The following is a 19,024-nucleotide window of genomic DNA, read 5'->3' on the forward strand; positions in this document are numbered from 1 at the left end:
CGCATTGCCCCATGGCGAGAGGGTCGATAAAAGCGCTTAACTTCCACGGCCGGCAGAATTCACGGTCGATCCGAAAGGTCTTTATCAGGATGGTCGATCCGACCCGAAAGCCGAGTGACGAGGGTCTCGGCGAAACCATGGGCGAGCGCGGCGCGGTTGCGAACCGGGAGGCCGAGAACGCCCGCGCGGCGACCGATACGACGACGGCCGCCAGGGGCGCGAAACCGGCGAAGGCCGGCAAGGACAAAGACAAGGGCGGTTTCGGCGAGACGGTGAAGGTCGTCGTCCAGGCCCTTCTCCTTGCCCTCGTGATCCGCACCCTCCTGTTCCAGCCCTTCTCGATCCCCTCGGGCTCGATGATGCCGACGCTGCTCATCGGCGATTATCTGTTCGTCTCCAAATGGAGCTACGGCTATTCGCGCTATTCCTTCCCGCTCTCGCCGCCGCTCTTCGATGGTCGCATCCTTGCAAGCGATCCCGAGCGCGGCGACGTCGTCGTGTTCCGCAAGCCCGGCGAGGAGGATGTCGATTACATCAAGCGCCTCGTGGGGCTTCCCGGCGATACCATCCAGGTGCGCGGCGGCGTGCTCTACATCAACGGCGCGGCCGTTCCCCAGGAGCCGGCCGGCGTCTTCGTGGGCGAGAACGGCGAGGAGATCGAGCAGATCCGCGAGACCCTGCCGAACGGTCGCTCCTACATGACGCTCAATCTCGGCGACGACCTCCCGGGCGACGATACGCGCGAATTCCAGGTGCCCGAAGGCCATTACTTCATGATGGGCGACAACCGGGACAACTCGCTCGACAGCCGTTTCGACCTCGGCTACGTGCCCTTCGAGAACTTCGTCGGCAAGGCGCAGATGATCTTCTTCTCCATCGGCGGCGGGGCCTCGCCTCTCTTCCTGTGGGACTGGCCGGCCGATCTGCGCCCCTCGCGCATCTTCAACTGGCTGGGCTGACGGCTCGATGGCGAGCCGTCCCAAGCCCCTGTCGGAACTTGAGAAGAGGATCGGCGTCACCTTCGCCGATCACGACCGGCTCGAGCGCGCGCTTACCCATTCGAGCTTTCGCGCGGCCAAGGGCGACGGCCGGTCCTACGAGAGGCTGGAATTCCTGGGCGACCGGGTTCTCGGGCTCGTCATCGCCCAGCGTCTCTTCGCCAAGTTTCCCAATGCCGACGAGGGCGAACTCAGCCTGCGCCTCAACGCGCTCGTCAATGCCGAGACCTGCGCGGCCGTCGCCGACGAGATCGGTCTGTTCGAATATGTGCGCCAGGGCGGCGATCTGAAGAAGCTCGCTGCAGGCCGCACGCGCTCGATCCGCGCCGATCTCATGGAATCGCTGATTGCCGCGATCTACCTGAATTCCGGTCTCGACGGCGCCCGCGTCTTCATCGAGACCCATTGGGGCGAGCGCCTCGACACGACGGTCGCGGCCCGGCGCGATCCGAAGACCGCTCTCCAGGAATGGGCCCATCAGCGCGGCCCCCAGACACCGACATACGAAGTGGTCGACCGGTCCGGTCCAGACCACAATCCGAGATTCACGATCCGCGTCTCCATCGCCGGCGTGGCACCTTGCGAGGGAACCGGGGCATCCAAGCGCCTGGCCGAGCAGGAAGCGGCCGTGGCGATGCTGATCCGGGAAAAGGTCTGGAAGGACGAAGCGTGAGCGACAGCGACAACGAGACCCGGGACGAGAGCGCGGCGATGGGCGACGCGGCCGGGACCCCGGCAACGGGCAACGAGGACGGCGGCGGCGGCGGCGAGGAGCGGATGGATACCCGTTCGGGCTTCGTCGCCCTGATCGGCGCCCCCAATGCGGGCAAGTCCACCCTCGTCAACCAGCTGGTGGGCACCAAGGTCTCGATCGTCACCCACAAGGTGCAGACGACCCGCGCCCTCGTGCGCGGCATTGCGATCCGCGACCGGACCCAGATCGTCTTCGTCGACACGCCGGGCGTCTTCCAGCCGCGCCGCCGGCTCGACCGGGCAATGGTCAAGACCGCCTGGTCCGGGGCGCGGGACGCCGATATCGTCTGCGCCCTCATCGATGCGGAGCGCGGTGTCAACGAGGAGGTCGAGACCATCCTCGAACGCCTCAAGGATGTGCGCCAGAAGAAGATCCTCCTCCTCAACAAGGTCGATCGCATCAAGCGCGACACCCTGCTCGGACTGACGCAGGAGATCGTCGCAAAGACCGAGTTCGACGAGGTGTTCATGATCTCGGCCCTCAACGGGTCGGGCTGCGACGACCTGATGGCCTGGCTCGCCGGCGCGCTGCCGGAAGGTCCCTGGTACTACCCGGAAGACCAGGTCTCCGACCTGCCGCTGCGCCAGCTCGCCGCCGAGATCACCCGCGAGAAGGTGTTCCTGCGCCTGCATCAGGAACTGCCCTATTCCTCCACCGTCGAGACGGAGCTCTGGGAGAACCGGCGCGACGGCTCGGTGCGCATCGAGCAGACGATCTATGTCGAGCGCGACAGCCAGAAGGCGATCGTCCTCGGCCACAAGGGCGAGACCATCAAGGCGATCGGCCAGGCCGCGCGCCGCGACATCACGGAAGCGGCCGATTGCAAGGTCCACCTCTTCCTCTTCGTCAAGGTGCGCGAGAACTGGAGCGACGACCCCGAACGCTACCGCGAAATGGGCCTCGAATTCGGGAAGTGACGGGTCATTCGCCGTAACCGTTTTCATCTGGACGCGGCAACTGGCGACTCTAGCTCGGCCCTCATGAGAAAAGCGATCGTGACGGGTGGGTCGGGCCTGATTGGAACCGGCATTTGCAAGGCTCTTGCCGCGTCTGGATGGGATGTCGCCTCCTTCGATCTCGAAGAGGGCGAGGCCGATGTCCGGCATGTGACCTGCGATGTCTCGAGCGAGGCCTCGGTCGCCTCCGGCTTCGGTTCGCTCGGCTGGGAGACGCTCGACCTTCTCGTCAACAATGCCGGCAGGGCCGATCCGGTGACGGGGCCGATCGAGGACGTGACGCTCGAGGCCTGGCGCGCGGTGACCGACAGCCATCTCACCGGCGCATTCCTGATGACCCGCGCGGCCGTGCCGCTGATGGGCGAGGGCGCTTCGATCGTCAACATGATCTCTACCCGGGCCTTCATGTCGGAGGAGCGCACGGAGGCCTATGCGGCCTCCAAGGGCGGGCTGTTCGGCTTCACCCAGTCGCTCGCGATCAGCCTCGGACCGAAGATCCGCGTCAACTGCATCGCGCCGGGCTGGATCTCGGACGGCTCGGACCTTCGCGAGATCGATCATTCCCAGCATCCCGTCGGCCGCGTCGGTCGCCCCGGCGATATCGCGGATGCGGTGATCTATCTCGCCGATGCAGGCTTCATGACCGGCCAAGTGCTGACGCTCGACGGCGGGATGACCCGCAAGATGATCTACGAGCACTAACGCCCGCAGGTCGGTCGCCGATGTCCCGAAACGGGACGGACGTGCCCGATCGGCACAACACCGGGCTTGGGGTATCCGTACCCTCACGAGCATCCTGCACCCAGAAAGGGTGATTCGACCGCTCGTCTCATCATGGTTAACGAGCCCTTGCCTCCGGGCTCCCGCCCTTTGCCGCGGCCCAAGCCCAAGGACGCGAAGCCCTCCGTGGACCGGGTCCGCGCGGCGACTTGGCACACGACTTGCTCCTTCGTGGACAAACGCCAGTTAACGTTTCGTTAAGGAGTTTGTCCCATGCGGCCCATTCTCGTTCCCCTGACCGCTATCGGTCTCCTCGCAGCCACCTCCGCCCATTCGCAGGATGACTTCCTGGAGGATGGCGGCGGTATCACGTCCGGCTACGATATCGGCCTCGACCGCGAGGACGACGTCCTCCTCGGCGGCCCCGATATCGGGCGCGACGGCGGCCGCGCCGACGGAGAATTCCTCGGCGATGGCGGCGGTATCACCAACGACACCGAAATCTTCACCTCCGAGAGGGAGGAGTTTCTGGAAGACGGGGGCGGCATCACAACGAGCCCGAACCGCGCGGGCGTGGTGCCCGGCCGGTTCTTCGACGGCGACCGCGGTCTTGCGCCATCGCGCTCGGGCGGCTGGCGCGTGGCGTCGACCCGTAATCGCGCGGTTCTGACGACGAACGGCTCCATCGTCGCCGTATCCCTTCGCGGCACCACGGACACCCTCGAAACCGACACCGCCCTTCGCGACGCGCGGGCGGGGCGCTACGCCAATCCCGGCCCGAAGGTGATCGATGTGGAGAGCGAGCGCCTCGACCGGCGTCCCTATCCGCCATCGGGTCTCGACGTGATCGTCACCGGCGGCGGCTCGAAGATCATCCGCATTTCGCCGGACTACTGACCGGGCCGGACCTCTTCGAAGAAAGCGCTATGCAAGACGAGCCTCGAAGCCGGCAGGGGCTTCGAGCCTCCGATCGATTGCCGATGCTTCGGATGGTCCGAACGCCGGGTCTGCGTTCCGGCCCGATGCCGTCATCGTCGTAAAGGCTGCTCCGCCTCAAAGGCCTCTCAGGAACGGGTTCGACCGGCGCTCGTCGCCGATGCGGCTGCCCGGTCCGTGGCCGCACAGGAAGCTGTAATCGTCGCCGAGGGGCAGGATCTTGTCCCGGATCGAGGCGAGCAGGGTCTGGTGGTCGCCGCCGGGCAGATCGGTGCGGCCGATCGATCCGGAGAACAGGACGTCGCCCATGACGACGAATTTCGCTGCATGATTGACGAAGACCACGTGCCCCGGCGCGTGGCCGGGCGTGTGCAGGACGTCGAATTCGTGGCCGGCGACGCAGAGCCTGTCGCCCTCCTCGAGCCAGCGATCGGGCTCGCAATTGCGCACCTGTCCGCCGAGACCGAACATCTTGGCCTGTTCGGCGAGATTGTCGAGAAGCATCCTGTCGGCCTCGTGCGGGCCGACGATCTTAGCGCCGGTGAGGTCCTTCAGCTCCATCGCCCCGCCCGCATGATCGATATGGCCGTGGGTGATCCAGATCGCCTCGATGGAGAGGCCCTTCTTCTCGATCGCCGAAGCGATGGCGGGCGCATCGCCGCCCGGATCGACGACGACGCCGGTCTTCGTCTCCTCGTCGAAGAGGATCGTGCAGTTCTGCTGAAACGGGGTGACGGGGACGATCTCGGCGCTGAGCTTGGCCATGGGCGGCTCCTTGTGAATGAATTGGACGAAAGGGTCGGGGCGCTCGGGCGTCAGGGCTTCACGCGCCAGCCGGTCTTGAAGATCCACCAGATGACGGCCATCGCGGCCGCCATGAAGCCGAGGGTCATCGAGAGGCTGACGAGGATCGACACGTCGGAGGATTCGTAGAACGCCCAGCGGAAGCCCGAGACGAGATAGAGCACCGGGTTGAAGAGGCTGACATCGCGCCAGAACTCCGGCAGCATGTCGATCGAATAGAACGTGCCGCCGAGAAAGGTGAGGGGCGTGACGACGAGGAGTGGAACGAGCTGGAGCTGTTCGAACCCGTCCGCCCAGATGCCGATGATGAAGCCGAGCAGCGAGAAGGTGAAGCCGGTCAGCACCAGGAAGAGCAGCATCCAGAGCGGATGAGCGATCTGGAAATCGACGAAGAGGGTCGCGGTCGCAAGGATGATGAGGCCGATGACGATGGATTTCGTCGCTGCCGCACCGACGAAGCCGAGAACGATCTCCACCGCCGAGACCGGCGCCGAGAGCACCTCGTAGATCGTGCCGGCAAAGCGCGGGAAGTAGATGCCGAAGGCCGCGTTCGAGATCGATTGGGTGAGGAGCTGGAGCATGATCAGCCCCGGCACGATGAAGGCGCCGTAGGAGACGCCGTCGATCTCGTTGATCCGCGAGCCGATCGCGGCCCCGAAGACGATGAAATAGAGCGAGGTGGACAGGACCGGAGAAATGATCGACTGGCCGATCGTGCGGATCGCCCGGTTGATCTCGAACATGTAGATCGCCTTGACCGCATGCCAGTTCATTTCTTGTCCTCCACAAGACCGACGAAGATCTCTTCGAGGCTCGATTGCTTGGTGACGATGTCGCGGAAGCGCACGCCGTCCTCGGCCAGAAGCCGCATCAGCGAGGCGATGCCGGTGCGCTCGGCCGTCGTGTCGTAGGAATAGGTAAGGCTGAGACGGTCTTCCGAGAGGTCGAGCCTGTAGTCCGCGAGATTGGCGGGGATCGCGTCGAGCGGCTTGTCGAGCTTGATGGTCAGCTCCTTGTGGCCGAGCTTGCGCATCAGCTCGTCCTTCTTCTCGACGAGGATGAGTTCGCCCTTGGAGATGACGCCGATCCGGTCGGCCATCATCTCCGCCTCCTCGATGTAATGGGTGGTGAGGATGACGGTGACGCCGGTCTCGCGCAGATCGCCGACGACCGACCACATCTCGCGGCGCAGCGCCACGTCGACGCCGGCCGTCGGCTCGTCGAGGAACAGCACTTCGGGCTCGTGGGCAAGCGCCTTGGCGATGAGGACGCGCCGCTTCATGCCGCCGGAAAGCGTGCGCAGCTTGTTGTCCTTCTTGTCCCAGAGCGTCAGGGATTTGAGGACGCGCTCGATGACGGCGGGGTCCTTGGGGCGGCCGAACAGGCCGCGCGAGAAGGACACGGTGTTCCAGACGGTTTCGAAGGCGTCCGTCGTCAGCTCCTGGGGAACGAGGCCGATCTTGGCGCGGGCCTTGCGGAAATCGCGGGTCACGTCGTGCCCGTCCACGTGGATCGTGCCTTCGGAAAGCTTGGCGAGACCGCAGACGAGGGAGATCAGCGTGGTCTTGCCGGCCCCGTTCGGACCGAGAAGGGCGAAGATCTCGCCCTTGCGGATGGTGAGATCGACATGCTTGAGGGCCCTGAAGCCGCCCTCATAGGTCTTGGAGACGTCTCGAACGGCGAGAATGGGTTCGGCGGAGGTTTCGCTCTGGCGCGTCTGCGACATGATCGGCTTTCGTCGAGTGGAGGGCTTGCGCAGCCCCGACATGCCGCGGCCCGCTCCTCGGCGCCGTGGCGGATCCTGTTTCGCAACTTGGGTGCCTTGCCGCGAAAGAGAAGGGAGCGGACGGGTGACGCTACGTTCCGAAACGGGAATCGGCGCGGTTTCCGCCATGCCCATGCCCATGCCCATGACCGTGGCGCATGGCTGCGTAGAGGAGAAGGCCGAGGGTCGTGGCATTGAGGATGTGCCACAGGAAATGGGTGCCGAGCGCCCAATGGTCGCAGACCGGCCCGTCGGCGATGCGGAATGCGAGGGAGAGCGTGAAGACCGCCCCCGCGCCGAGGACCGCCCGGCCGGCCGGATGGGCGCGCGAGACGAGGAAACCGCCGATGCCGAGCATTGCAAGAAGGCCCGGCATATAGCCGGCGGACGAGCCGACCGCCCAGGCGAAGGCCGGCTCGGCAAGCTGCGAGGCGGCGAGGAAGAGGATCGTTGCGAGCAGCGTTCCGATCCAGCCGAGGCCGACGAAGCGCGACAGGGCATAGGCAAAATAGGAAAAGATGAAGACGGCGATGGGCAGGACATCGGCAAGCGCCGCCCAGCGCGTGGCGACGGTGTGGAACAGGAAGGAGCCGATGCCGATGACGAAGACGATCGCTGAAAGGGCGAGTTCGGCCCACCCGACCACCGATCCCGCCCGGCGCGAGGCGAGAGCGTATGCGAGAAACGGCGCGATCAGAAAGGCGGCATTGGTGACGGCATTGACCGGCTCGGCCCAGAACGACGGGTCGGTGCGCTCGCAATAGGCGTCGATCGGGGAGGTCCAGTCCATGGGGTGGTTCTAGGTCGCTGAGCTTGTGATGACCAGAAATGGCTCGACGTGAAATCTGGCCGTCGGGGGCAGTTTCAGCTTACCAGATCCGTCCGGGCCACTTCGGTTCGACTGGAAGGGCGTCGAAGGCGGTGTCGGCCGATATCAAGGTCAAACCACGAACCATCGTCGTCGCGGCGATGATCCGGTCGAACGGATCGCGATGCGCCCATTCCAGCGTGGCGGCTAGGAGGCTCGCTTCCGATGATATGGGAATGAGATGAGCGCCCTGCTCAGCTGCCAGATCGATCAGCCGATGCAAGAACGGCTCCATTTCGGGCCATTTTCTGAGGCGGACCTTCTGGCCGATCTCGAACAGGCTGATGGCGCTGACGAACACGGCCTCGGCTTCCATCACGGCCGCCGTCGCCCCTGACGAAAAGCGGGCGTCGCCCGTCAGGGACCACGTCCAGGCATGGGTATCGAGAAGAACGGATGTCACGGTGCGCCTTCCCACAGCGCCAGATCGCTTTCGTCCATCGGCTCGAAGAAGTCCGGTCCCGGTCCAGTGAGTTTGCCCTTCAGAAGACCGATCGCGAAGCGGCCCTGCGGGATGGGCACGATCTTCGCCACTGGGAGCTTGCCTTTGGCGATGACGACTTCCTCACCAGCGTGAGCTGCCTCGATCAGTTTGGAGAGATGGGTCTTGGCGGCGTGGACGGTCACCTGCATCACGGCATCCTGTTAGCTAACTTAGCTATATCTATGTCGTTTGGTGGAATTTGGCTATGAGCCGGATTGAAGATTCTTCGCTTTAAAGCGGTGAAAAGCCACTCGAGATGCTCGTCTGCAGTTCCACTCTGCTTTCGAAGCGGAGTTGATAATTCTGTTTCAGCTTCGGCCGAATAGGCGATCGGCGAGTTTCGACCCTTCTAAGCCATTCGCTTGCCCTTCAGCGATGCCAAGAAGCGGACATTGCCACCATCTCCTGCCTCGTTCACATTCGGCTCTGGATAGCTGAACGAGCGGAGTGCATATGAGTCCCGATCTGTTGACCGTTGCGACCGCGCTTGGGCCTTATGCAGCGGTGGTGGTGAGCCCTGGTCCGAACTTTGCGCTCATTTCCCGGCTGTCCATTTCCGGTGCCCATCCCGCTGCGATCGGGGCGACGTTTGGACTGGCGATAGCCGCCACCCTCTACGCGGGCCTAACGATGGCGGGACTGGCCTTGGTTTTGACCCGCATCGGCTGGCTGGCGAGCCTGATTCAAATCGCAGGCGGATGTTACCTCATCTATCTCGGCATCACGGCTTGGCTGGGTAGCCAACACTCCGCTACCCTTCGGGAGCGCGGTGCGCCCATCGGTACGTTGCGAGGGTTGCGAATGGGCCTTATCGTCAACCTTTCGAACCCAAAAGGCATCGCCTTCTTTATCGGTCTCTATGCTGTCGCCGTGCCGCCCGATACCGCTCTTTGGGCAAAGCTTGCGATCCTCGCAGGTGGATTCGCACTGGAGATCCTTTGGTATGGGTTCGTCATCGGTCTCCTAACGTCCCGTCCTGCCCGAGCCGCCTATGAGCGCTTCGGTCTTTGGATCGAGAGGGCGATCGGCACGGTGCTGGCCGCTTTCGGCTTGCGTCTGATCTCCGAGAAGCTTTGAGCCACTCTCGATCGATGAAGATCAACGAGGTAGTCAGGCTGGACATACGGAACTCAGTGCTTTGCTGGCTGGCAACGGTCGACGACCAAGGCACTCCAAACGTGACCCCGAAGGAAATTTTCACGAGCTATGGCGATGATCGCGTCGTAATCGCGGATATCGCCTCGTCCGGCAGCGTCCGCAATGTGCAGGCCCAGCCAAAGGTCTGCGTGAGCTTCGTGGACGTGTTTCGTCAACGCGGGTTCAAGCTCACGGGTCGAGCTAAGATCGTTCAGCAGCAGGACCCGAGCTTCCTCGAATTAGGCGCGGAACTTCTGCGAATGGCCGGGGCGGACTTCCCGATCCGAAACATCATCTGCGTTGAGGTGGAACAGGTCGCCCGCATTTGAGCTCCCAGCTACAAACTGTTTCCGGATCGTAGCGAGGGTGAGCGCATGCAGGGCGCGTACGACGCGTATGGGGTTCGGCCTAAGGCGTGATCAAAACGGCAGCTATTCCACATTGCCGCCGGAAAGCAGACCGTGAACTAACCACCCATTCCACCATTCGAATCTTGTTTCTGAAACAGAATCAACGTGTTCTATCGCAGTGCCTTCTGCCCACTTCGGAATAGAACGGTTCGGCCCGCGACCGCGGTGAACAGGTCGGCTCCAGTCCTCGCGCCCCTGACCACAGGCTTCCCCGGCATCAATCAGCCTGACCGTCGGTTTCTGGGGAGGTCGCCGATGCCAAAGCCGTGAAGCGCAACGCTTGCCGGATGCGGGCATTGTTCTCACCGTCTATATGGGTGAACGGCACCATGGCCTCGCCTCTCCTGCGGCGATCGCGACCGAGACGAGGCGTCGGCGAGTTGCACGCTCGTCCTTCCAAGGCGATGCGCGTGCGCCCTTGGACCGGCCGAGAATTGCAAGCGGAAGGACCGGATCATGGAATGGCGGGAGGAGGGGGTCGTCCTCGGCGTCAAGCGCCATGGCGAGACCAGCGTGATCGCCGAACTCATGACGCGCTCGCGCGGCCGGCATCTGGGTCTCGTGCGCGGCGGGCGCTCGCGCGCCATGCGGGCCGTTCTCCAGCCGGGCAATTCGGTCGCGGTCCACTGGCGCGCCCGGCTTGACGAGCATATGGGCGCGTTTTCGCTGGAGCCGGCCCACTCGCGCGCCGGCCAGTTGATGGAGACCGCCATCGGGCTGAACGGCGTGCAGCTTGCCGCGAGCCATCTTCGGCTTCTGGCCGAGCGCGAGCCCCATGCGCGTCTCTATGACGGATTTCTCGTTCTTCTCGACAATCTGGGCGGCGAACGGCTGACGGCGGGCGAACTGATGCTGCGCTTCGAACTCGCAGTGCTGGAGGAGCTGGGCTTCGGCCTCGATCTTGCCCGGTGCGCGGCAAGTGGCGCGACGGTGGATCTCGTCTATGTCTCGCCCAAGAGCGGGCGGGCGGTCGGCCGCGAGCCGGGCGAGCCCTATCGCGACAAGCTGCTGGCTCTGCCGGGCTTTCTCACCGCGAGCGGCCGGGCCGCCGACGGGGCGGCCCTTCGCGAAGGATTCGCGATGACCCGGTACTTCCTCGCGCGCCACATCTACGAGCCGCGCGGCCTGGACGAGCCGCTCGCCCGCCTCTCCTTCATCTCGGCCGCGAGCGGTTCCGAGTGAAGAGCCTCACCGCCTGAAGAGCATCATCGCGGGCCCCGCCTCATTCGGCGGCGGCGAGGCGCGGTGCGGGCTCCTCCCGGATCGGCCAGTGGACGAGGGCCGCAAAGAGGCCGAGCGCGACGCCCATCCACCAGACCGCGTCGTAGCTGCCGGTCGTCTCGCGCAGATAGCCGCCGAGCCAGACCCCCAGGAACGAGCCGACCTGATGGGAGAAGAAGACCGCGCCGCCGAGAAGGCCGAGATACTTCGTGCCGAACATGATCGCGACGAGCGCATTGGTGGGCGGCACGGTGGACAGCCACAACAGGCCCATCACCATGGAGAAGACGACGACGCTCGCCGGCGTGATCGGCATCAGGAGAAAGGCCGTCACGGCGATGGACCGGCCGATATAGATGAGGGCGAGGAGGATCGGTTTGGCGTGCTTCTGGCCGAGGACGCCCGAGGTCAGGCTGCCGATGATGTTGAAGAAGCCGATCAGCGCCATGCCCACCACGGCCCATTGCGGCGCGATGCCCCGATCGGCGAGGAAGGCCGGGAAATGGGCGGTAATGAAGGCCACCTGGAAACCGCAGACGAAGAAGCCGCTGGTGAGGAGAAGATAGCCCCGCGTCGCGAAGGCCTCGCGCAGCGCCTCGCCCATGCTCTGCTCGATCTGCGTGGTCGAGAGCGCGGACCCGATCTTCGGCGCACCGCGCAGGGCGATGGCGAGGAGCGGGATGATCAGCATGGTGCCGGCCATCACGAACAGCGCGTCGACCCAGCCGAAGGCGTCGATGAGGCCGCGGGTGAAGGGCGCGAAGACGAACATGCCGGCCGAGCCTGCCGCCGTGCCGAGACCGAAGACGAAGGAGCGCTGCTCGGGCGTCACGCGGCGGGCGAAGGCGGCGAGCACGATGCCGAAGGAGCCGGCCGCGATGCCGAGGCCGACGAGAAGCCCCTGGCCGATGAGGAGCCAGACCGGGGCCTCGCCGATCGCGGTGACCGCAAGGCCGCTGGAATAGAGCAGACCGGACAGGATCAGCACCTTGGCGGTGCCGAACTTGTCGGCGATCGCGCCGAAGATCGGCTGGCCGGCGCCCCAGAAGAGGTTCTGGACGGCGATGGCGAGCGCAAAGTCCTCGCGCGTCCAGCCGCGGTCTGTGATCATCGGAAGCTGGAAGAAACCGACGGCCGAGCGCGGCCCGAAGGTGAGGAGGGCGATGAGGCAGCCGGCCGTGATGGCGATGGTCGTCGCGTAGCGCGACTCCGCGCCGGGTTCGCGTCGGGGTGCCGGGGATCGGGATGAGGTCATGCTCTGCGGCCCTCGGTCCGCTCGGTAAGCCTCGCGGAACGGATCTCGCGCGGACCGGCGGTCTTCGTGTAGGAATGATGCCGAACGGGCAGCCTGCCTTGCCGCCTCGCGGATGCCTTGCCCGTCCTTCTTCTACGTCCGGCCCGGCCGAGCGGCAAGCCGGTCCCTGCCGCATCCCGATCGGAGGATCCGATGCCCATCGCGCTGCCCTGTTTCGTCCGCGCCGCCCGTCCGGCCTGTCTGGCCGCTCTTCTCGCAATCTCCGCGTCGGGCGCCGCCGCAGAGGGCGAGACGGGATCGCAGGCCTCGTTCTCCGCCTCGGACATCGCGGCCGTCGCGACCGGCGATTTCGATCGCGACGGTTCGCGCGATGCGGCGATGATCGTGCTGCCGGCAGATGAAAGCGCCGAGGGCGCCGATCTCTACATTCTCATGGAGGGCAAGTCGGACGACCTGCCGCCCGGCTGGCTCGGCGTGGTGCTCCAAGCGCCCGGCCGTATCGCCGCATGGTCCTCGCCGCTCGCTGGCCAGGTTCCGACGCTGACGGCCCTTGAGGACGGCTCGCTTCGGGTGGGCACGCAGAATACCGGGATCGGCCGCAATGCCTGGGAGGAGGAGGTGACGCTCACCGCCGAGGACGGCCGGTTCCTCGTGAGCCGGTTCGCCTACCGGTCCTTCGACCGGCTCCAGGACGAGGCGCCGATCGAATGCGATCTGGATCTCTTCGCCGGAACGGGTGTCCTGAACGATCGGACCATCGACTTCGAGCCGCGACGGGTCGCCTATCTCGATTTCGACGCAGCGGACGCGCGCGGGATCTGCGGCGCCGATTGAGTGCCGCGTCTCAGGCCGTGACGCGCTTGGGCTTGGAGGGAACCGCCGGTTTCGCCAGCTTGGCGGCCTTGGTGAACTTCTTGATCACCATGTCGCGCTTCAGCTTCGACAGATAGTCGATGAAGAGGACGCCGTTGAGATGGTCCACCTCGTGCTGCAGGCAGGTCGCGAGGATGCCGTCTGCCTCCTCCTCGTGCATCTCGCCGTCGAGGCCGAGATAGCGCACGGTCACGCTGGCCGGGCGTTCGACCTCCGCGAAATAGTCGGGGATCGAGAGGCAGCCCTCTTCGTAGGTGCTGAGATCGGCGCTCGACGAGACGATCTCGGGATTGAGATAGACGCGCGGCTCGCGCGCCTCCTCCTCCTTCGATATGTCGATGGTCAGCATCCGCAGGGGCTCGCCCACCTGGATGGCGGCGAGCCCGATGCCGGGGGCGTCGTACATCGTCTCCAGCATGTCGTCCGCAAATCGCTTGAGGGCGTCGTCGACGCGCACGATCGGCTCGGACACCTGGCGCAGGACCGGATCGGGCAGGATGATGAGTGGCTTGATCGTCATGGGGCGGAAGTAGCGAGTGTTGGGGATCGGGTCAATTTGAAACCACCCGGTTCGGCCGCGGCAGCGTCCGTGCCTCGATTGGAGGGGGCGATCGCCCCGCCATGGCGGGGAAGGATGCCCGCGAGGATATTGCACTGCACTTGTCGCGGAGACGTACGGGACGGCGTGTCAAGAAGACCTGACACCATAAGGCGGCGCAAGACACATTCAAGTTGAGATTTGCGGCGTTTTGCGGTATGCTTTGTCAACGGTCGGGCAGTCGGATTTTTGCACCGCATCGTGCGCAAGAGGGGCGCGCCGTCAGACACATCCGAAAAAGGGACGAATTCCGGCTCGTCAGTCGAGCCTTCGTCCTCTTGCGGCATGCCTTCGGGGCGAGTGCAACCGAACGTCGATCCGTCATCCGATGGATTTGAATCAAACCGGCGGATGACCCGCCGTTCGTGTCTAGCGGCTGTCATGGCCCGGCACAAGAAGGAGTTTGAAAGCGTATGAGTAGCCCAAAGAAGGCGTCCGCAGGCAAAGGCTTCAAAACCGGCGAAAGCATCGTCTATCCGGCCCACGGGGTCGGCAAGATCGTCGCGATCGAGGAGCAGGAAGTCGCCGGGATGAAGCTCGAACTCTTCGTCGTGGACTTCGAGAAGGACAAGATGCGCCTCAAGGTGCCGGTGGCGAAAGCCCAGGCCGTGGGCATGCGCAAGCTCTCGGAGACGGATTTCGTCGATCGCGCTCTCAAGGTCGTGCAGGGTCGCGCGCGGGTCAAGAAGACCATGTGGAGCCGCCGGGCGCAGGAATACGATGCGAAGATCAATTCGGGCGACCTGATCCAGATCGCCGAAGTGGTCCGCGATCTCTACCGTGCCGACACCCAGCCCGAGCAGTCCTATTCGGAACGCCAGCTCTATGAGGCGGCGCTCGGCCGCATGGCGCGCGAGCTCGCCGCCGTGAACGAGGTCTCCGAGACCGAGGCGGTCCGCCTCATCGAGGAGAACCTCAACAAGGGTCCCAAGCGCGGCGCCAAGGTCGACGAAGAGGACGAGGCCGACGACGTCGAGACCGATGCCTCCGCCGACAACGATGCGGCCGCCAAGGACGAGGCTGCCTGAGCCGACGATCCGGGCAGCGTTCCGCTGTCCTTCTTGAAAAAAGCCGGTCTCCGAAAGGAGCCGGCTTTTTTCGTGCGAGGCGTTTTCGGTGCCTGGGTCGGCGGAGGCTCGGCGGACCGGCGGACCGGCGGATGCGCCGGCTTGGGCTTCGAGAGGGCCCTCGATTCATGCGGGGTTGATTGCGACGCGGCTTTCCGGCATTGTCCCCCTCGTCCCTAAGGCGGCGGCACGACAAGTCCAGCGGCCTTCCCGGATCAGATCGGTTCCGCGACTTGACTGCCGAGAGGCTCAGCCCTCGCATCCGTGGCCCTGTGCGCCCGAAACGTCTTCAGAATCCGCCGATTGTCTTGCCCCAGACACGATCTCCTCTACATCTCGTAAAAAAGTTTCCAGCTCCGGGAACGTTCCTCCGCCATGGCGCATTACGCCATCACCGGAACGTTGCGCACGTGGCGTAACGTTTATTGGCAGCTCGCCAGGAACGCTTCACCGGAGGGATATCATGAAGTCTCAGTCCGCACGCCGCACGATGATCCGAGCCGCAATGGCTGCGCCCTATCTGGAGCGCGAGGAGGAATACGAACTCGCCGTGCGCTGGAAGGAGAACCGGGACCAGGAAGCGCTCCACAAGATCACCTCCGCCCATATGCGTCTCGTGATCTCGATGGCCTCCAAGTTCCGGCACTTCGGTCTCGCGATGAACGACCTCATCCAAGAGGGGCATGTCGGCCTCTTGGAGGCGGCCGCCCGCTTCGAGCCCGAGCGCGAGGTGCGGTTCTCCACCTATGCGACCTGGTGGATCCGCGCTTCGATCCAGGACTACATCCTGCGCAACTGGTCCATCGTGCGCGGCGGAACCTCGTCGGCCCAGAAGGCCCTCTTCTTCAATCTGCGCCGGCTGCGCGCCCGGCTCAGCCAAGGCGCCGAGCCGATCAGCGGCAGCGCCATGTATCGTGAGATCGCCGGCGCGCTGAAGGTTTCGGAAAGCGATGTCGCGCTGATGGATTCGCGCCTGTCGGGTCCCGATTCCTCCCTCAACGCCCCGCTTCTCGATGACGAGTCCGGCAGCGCCGACCGTCAGGACTTCCTCGTCGCCGACGATCCGCTGCCGGACGAGACGGTGTCGGTCTCCATCGACGACGAGCGCCGGGTGACCTGGCTCACCAATGCCCTCGACGTCCTGTCGGAGCGCGAACTGAAGATCATCCGCGAGCGCCGGCTCCAGGACGACGGGGCGACGCTGGAAGCCCTCGGCACCAAGCTCGGCATCTCCAAGGAGCGCGTCCGCCAGATCGAGACCCGCGCCCTCGAAAAGCTGCGCTCGGCCCTGCTCGAGACCAATAGCGACCGCTCCGCCTATGTATGAGTGACGCTTCCGCCGGGGATGAGCGAGCCCCGAGGAATCGGGGATCGGTCCGAAAGGGTCGCCCGGCTCTCTCCCGGCCATCCGTCCCGCCTTCGACAGGAGAGGAGCGGGACAGTTTCTTGGAATTGAGGCAGGACAGCCGGGCCGTGAGGTTCGGCTTTTTTGCGTCTGGTCTCGCCCCCGCCGCGAAAGGGGAAGCGAACCCTATGGCTCCGGCAGAGCTCGGCAGGGACGAAACGCACCTTCCACCTTCGTTCGGATGGACCCAACGCGTGTCCCCCTTGCGGGACGTCCGTCCCACATTCCGCAAGGCGCTCCCGGTCGCGGAGGCTATGCGGGCAGCTTCCGGCCCGCCGCAGCGGGACCGATCCGTCCTCGTCCCTCTCCGCCACGCACGGAAAAACCCGCACGGGTCCGCGCGATCAGCCGTCGGGATTGGGAATGTTCAGCTTCTCGCCGCACGCCTTGCAGTGCACGGCATCGGGATCGTGGCGCTGCAGTCCGCAGGACGGACATTGATAGCTGACCTTGGGCGGCTTGAAGACCGCCTGGGCGAGGTTGAAGAACAGCGAGATGCCGATGATCATGATGACGATCGCGGTCAGCTTCCCGCCCGGACCATCGAGGGTGATGTCGCCATAGCCGGTGGTCGTCACCGATGCGACGGTGAAATAGAGCGCGTCGAGATAGCCCTCGAGCCCGGAGGTCTGGCGAAAGAAGAAGGTGTAGATGAAGCCGGTCGCCAGGAACAGGAAGGTGACGAGGTTGACCAGCGCCTTCATCGGCAATTCGTATTCGGCGTAGTGGGAGCGGCGCAACGGCCGCCACAAGGCGCCGCTGCGAGACAGGGACCAGAGCCGCACGATCCGCAGGAAACCGAAATTGATGAAGGTTTCGGGAAACACGAGGGTGGCGAGGATGACGAAATCGAGGACGACGAAGGGCTGGCGGAACCAGCGCCTGAGGTTCCGGGTCGCCGTCGCCCGGGCGATGAGATCGCAGGCGAGGATCGCCGCGACCGTGTAGTCGATGGGCAGATAGTATTCCGTGCCGCGAAGCACCGGCGTCACCACGAAGAGCGCGATGATCGCGAGATCGACGATGAGGATGACCGCCTGGAAGCGTGTCGCCGCATCGCTATGCCCGTGATAGAGGGCCCTGAGCTTCAGGCGAAGGCGGCCGATCGCGGTCTTGCGCGTCTCCTTGACCGGTTCGTGGCCGTCCTCCTCTTCCTCTTCTTCCGCCTCCTCGCCGTCGGCGTCCTTCTCCGCCGCCTCGTCCGTCTCGCAAGCCTTCAGGGAATCGTTCTCGACGCTGTCGTCCTGGCTGGGTTTCTTCGTCGACATGCACGTCCTTCTGCTACTGGTCGAATCTTGCGGCGAAGGGCGTAGGGTGGACGAAGCGCCCGATTACGCCTGCGCCAAGACAGCCGACGATCATCATGACTGGACATAGAGACATGACACCCGAAGACGATCAGCTCAAACCCCGCATCGCGATTCACTACTGCACCCAGTGCCAGTGGCTGCTTCGGGCCGCCTGGATGGCGCAGGAACTCCTCTCCACCTTCGGCGCCGATCTTGGCGAGGTCGCCCTGGTTCCGGCGACCGGCGGGCATTTCGAAATCGTCTACGGCACCGAGACGATCTGGGAGCGCAAGGCCGATGGCGGCTTTCCGGAGGCGAAGGTGCTGAAACAGCGCGTGCGCGATCGGCTCGATCCGGCCCGCGATCTCGGCCACAGCGACCGTTAGGCGGGGCGAGCGGGTCTTGCGGCGGCGCGAGGGTCCGATGCGAATTACAAATCGGTCATGACCGTTTTGTAACGCAACGTCAGGCGGCGCGCGCGGTTCTCCTGCTGTCGGATGACTTGAGCGCGGCCCTTTGGAACGGACCCCGCAGCCGATCCGTCGCAAGATCTGGAGAACTCCCATGTTCATGAAATCCGCTTTCGCCCTGGTCCTCGTCGGCGCGACCGCCCTGTCGCCCGTCGCCTTCGCCGCCAGCGAGGCCAATGCCCAGGCCCAGTCGCAGCAGCAGTCCTCGATGACCGATCAGCAGGATATGACGGTCTCCAAGGACTTCCAGAAACTCTCCGAAGATGGCGTCCAGGCCTTCCGCAACGTCCAGATGGCCCGCGTCGCGATCTTCGACGGCAAGACCGACATGGCCACGAAGCTGGTCGATCAGGCGGTCCAGCAGCTCCAGTCCGCCAAGACCGACGGCAGCGCCTTCGAGAAGGCCCATTCCGAACTGGTGACGATGGACGCCAAGGCGCATCCCGCCGATACCGCGAAGACATCCGACACCGCGAAGACCGCGACCCAGAGCGCGGATGCGTCGAAGACGTCCGCGTCAGGCGATACGCAGGTCTGGCTGCCGATCGACGGTCAGGTGATCCTCGGCGCCGACTACCAGGTCTCCGACACCAACAACGCGGCCGTGACCAAGGCGAACGCCGCCATGAAGGCCGGTGATGCGCAGGGTGCCAAGGAACAGCTGAAGCTTGCCGGCGTCGATGTCGACTTCGCCGTCGCCATGGTGCCGCTCGACCAGACCATCCAGGACGTGCAGCAGGCCCAGAACGACCTGAAGGCCGACAAGTACTACGAGGCCAATCTGGAACTGAAGAAGGTCTCCGACAACGTGGTGGTGGCCGAGATGGATGCGGTCGGCGTGCCCGACAGCGGTTCGAAGACGGCGAACGCCAAGTCTCAGGACCAGTCCACGACCGGTGCGGCCTCGCAGGACACGGCGTCCAATAGCGGCCACCAGAACAAGACCGGCACCGCGACCCAGTAAGTCCTATCGGCAGCCAGTTGCAAAACTTCGATGACATCGCCCCGGCCGGG

General features: G+C 64.7%; 22 protein-coding genes. 13 read left to right on the top strand and 9 right to left on the bottom strand.

Going from position 1 to position 19,024, the window contains the following annotated elements:
- Positions 1-89 precede the first annotated feature (89 nt).
- From lepB to DYI37_RS14815, 5 genes are all read left to right on the top strand, one after another.
- Positions 90-959, top strand: coding sequence for a signal peptidase I (gene lepB, locus DYI37_RS14795; RefSeq protein WP_116684045.1), 870 nt, complete (start codon positions 90-92; stop codon positions 957-959).
- Positions 960-966: 7 nt separating this feature from the next.
- Positions 967-1,671 (top strand): ribonuclease III, encoded by a 705-nt coding sequence (gene rnc / locus DYI37_RS14800; protein WP_116684046.1) that lies wholly within the window; start codon positions 967-969, stop codon positions 1,669-1,671.
- 38 nt (positions 1,672-1,709) lie between these two features.
- Positions 1,710-2,669 carry a GTPase Era gene (era, locus tag DYI37_RS14805; protein ID WP_425365053.1) on the top strand — a complete coding sequence of 320 codons (960 nt, stop codon included), beginning with the start codon at positions 1,710-1,712 and terminating at the stop codon, positions 2,667-2,669.
- A 63-nt stretch (positions 2,670-2,732) separates the two neighbouring features.
- On the top strand, positions 2,733-3,410 hold the full coding sequence (locus DYI37_RS14810) for an SDR family NAD(P)-dependent oxidoreductase (protein WP_116684047.1): 678 nt from the start codon (positions 2,733-2,735) through the stop codon (positions 3,408-3,410).
- Between the two features lie 291 nt (positions 3,411-3,701).
- Positions 3,702-4,325, top strand: a complete 624-nt coding sequence (locus DYI37_RS14815; protein WP_116684048.1) for a hypothetical protein — start codon at positions 3,702-3,704, stop codon at positions 4,323-4,325.
- A gap of 156 nt (positions 4,326-4,481) precedes the next feature.
- On the opposite strand, the gene DYI37_RS14820 is transcribed toward DYI37_RS14815, so the two are convergent.
- From DYI37_RS14820 to DYI37_RS14845, 6 genes are all read right to left on the bottom strand, one after another.
- A complete protein-coding gene (locus DYI37_RS14820; RefSeq protein WP_116684049.1) occupies positions 4,482-5,129 on the bottom strand; it encodes an MBL fold metallo-hydrolase in 648 nt (215 codons plus the stop codon).
- Positions 5,130-5,179: 50 nt separating this feature from the next.
- Positions 5,180-5,941, bottom strand: a complete 762-nt coding sequence (locus tag DYI37_RS14825) for an ABC transporter permease (RefSeq protein ID WP_116684050.1) — start codon at positions 5,939-5,941, stop codon at positions 5,180-5,182.
- Positions 5,938-6,894, bottom strand: coding sequence for an ABC transporter ATP-binding protein (locus DYI37_RS14830; protein ID WP_116684051.1), 957 nt, complete (start codon positions 6,892-6,894; stop codon positions 5,938-5,940). The genes DYI37_RS14825 and DYI37_RS14830 overlap by 4 nt, the downstream gene beginning before the upstream one ends.
- A gap of 130 nt (positions 6,895-7,024) precedes the next feature.
- Positions 7,025-7,723, bottom strand: a complete 699-nt coding sequence (locus tag DYI37_RS14835; protein ID WP_116684052.1) for a ceramidase domain-containing protein — start codon at positions 7,721-7,723, stop codon at positions 7,025-7,027.
- A 79-nt stretch (positions 7,724-7,802) separates the two neighbouring features.
- Positions 7,803-8,219, bottom strand: a complete 417-nt coding sequence (locus DYI37_RS14840; protein WP_342634944.1) for a type II toxin-antitoxin system VapC family toxin — start codon at positions 8,217-8,219, stop codon at positions 7,803-7,805.
- The gene (locus DYI37_RS14845; RefSeq protein WP_116684053.1) at positions 8,201-8,434 is read right to left on the bottom strand and encodes a type II toxin-antitoxin system Phd/YefM family antitoxin; all 234 of its coding nucleotides are present in this window, start codon (positions 8,432-8,434) and stop codon (positions 8,201-8,203) included. The genes DYI37_RS14840 and DYI37_RS14845 overlap by 19 nt, the downstream gene beginning before the upstream one ends.
- Positions 8,435-8,738: 304 nt before the next feature.
- Here DYI37_RS14845 and DYI37_RS14850 point away from each other — a divergent pair, with 304 nt between their 5' ends.
- From DYI37_RS14850 to recO, 3 genes are all read left to right on the top strand, one after another.
- A complete protein-coding gene (locus DYI37_RS14850) occupies positions 8,739-9,362 on the top strand; it encodes a LysE family translocator (protein WP_116684054.1) in 624 nt (207 codons plus the stop codon).
- A gap of 14 nt (positions 9,363-9,376) precedes the next feature.
- Positions 9,377-9,751 carry a pyridoxamine 5'-phosphate oxidase family protein gene (locus DYI37_RS14855; protein ID WP_199520171.1) on the top strand — a complete coding sequence of 125 codons (375 nt, stop codon included), beginning with the start codon at positions 9,377-9,379 and terminating at the stop codon, positions 9,749-9,751.
- Between the two features lie 537 nt (positions 9,752-10,288).
- Positions 10,289-11,014: a DNA repair protein RecO gene (gene recO / locus DYI37_RS14860; protein WP_116684055.1), complete on the top strand. Its 726-nt coding sequence runs from the start codon at positions 10,289-10,291 to the stop codon at positions 11,012-11,014.
- Positions 11,015-11,054: 40 nt separating this feature from the next.
- Here recO and DYI37_RS14865 read toward each other — a convergent pair whose 3' ends face one another.
- Positions 11,055-12,308: an MFS transporter gene (locus DYI37_RS14865; protein ID WP_116684056.1), complete on the bottom strand. Its 1,254-nt coding sequence runs from the start codon at positions 12,306-12,308 to the stop codon at positions 11,055-11,057.
- A gap of 192 nt (positions 12,309-12,500) precedes the next feature.
- Between DYI37_RS14865 and DYI37_RS14870 the strand changes: the two genes are divergently transcribed.
- Positions 12,501-13,142, top strand: a complete 642-nt coding sequence (locus DYI37_RS14870) for a hypothetical protein (protein WP_116684057.1) — start codon at positions 12,501-12,503, stop codon at positions 13,140-13,142.
- A 10-nt stretch (positions 13,143-13,152) separates the two neighbouring features.
- Here DYI37_RS14870 and def read toward each other — a convergent pair whose 3' ends face one another.
- A complete protein-coding gene (def, locus tag DYI37_RS14875) occupies positions 13,153-13,701 on the bottom strand; it encodes a peptide deformylase (RefSeq protein WP_116684058.1) in 549 nt (182 codons plus the stop codon).
- Between the two features lie 491 nt (positions 13,702-14,192).
- Here def and DYI37_RS14880 point away from each other — a divergent pair, with 491 nt between their 5' ends.
- Together DYI37_RS14880 and DYI37_RS14885 are read left to right on the top strand one after the other, a co-directional pair.
- Positions 14,193-14,807 (top strand): CarD family transcriptional regulator, encoded by a 615-nt coding sequence (locus DYI37_RS14880; RefSeq protein ID WP_116684059.1) that lies wholly within the window; start codon positions 14,193-14,195, stop codon positions 14,805-14,807.
- A gap of 502 nt (positions 14,808-15,309) precedes the next feature.
- Positions 15,310-16,173, top strand: a complete 864-nt coding sequence (locus tag DYI37_RS14885; protein ID WP_116684060.1) for an RNA polymerase factor sigma-32 — start codon at positions 15,310-15,312, stop codon at positions 16,171-16,173.
- Positions 16,174-16,595: 422 nt separating this feature from the next.
- Here the strand turns inward: DYI37_RS14885 and DYI37_RS14890 are convergent, their stop codons facing one another.
- Positions 16,596-17,519, bottom strand: a complete 924-nt coding sequence (locus tag DYI37_RS14890; protein ID WP_116684061.1) for a potassium channel family protein — start codon at positions 17,517-17,519, stop codon at positions 16,596-16,598.
- A 113-nt stretch (positions 17,520-17,632) separates the two neighbouring features.
- Between DYI37_RS14890 and DYI37_RS14895 the strand changes: the two genes are divergently transcribed.
- Positions 17,633-17,926: an Rdx family protein gene (locus DYI37_RS14895; protein WP_116684062.1), complete on the top strand. Its 294-nt coding sequence runs from the start codon at positions 17,633-17,635 to the stop codon at positions 17,924-17,926.
- Positions 17,927-18,104: 178 nt separating this feature from the next.
- On the top strand, positions 18,105-18,974 hold the full coding sequence (locus DYI37_RS14900; protein WP_116684063.1) for a YfdX family protein: 870 nt from the start codon (positions 18,105-18,107) through the stop codon (positions 18,972-18,974).
- The last annotated feature ends 50 nt before the right edge of the window (positions 18,975-19,024 follow it).

It is taken from the genome of Fulvimarina endophytica, from assembly GCF_003403015.1.
In the GTDB taxonomy this organism is placed as follows: Bacteria; Pseudomonadota; Alphaproteobacteria; order Rhizobiales; family Rhizobiaceae; genus Fulvimarina; species Fulvimarina endophytica.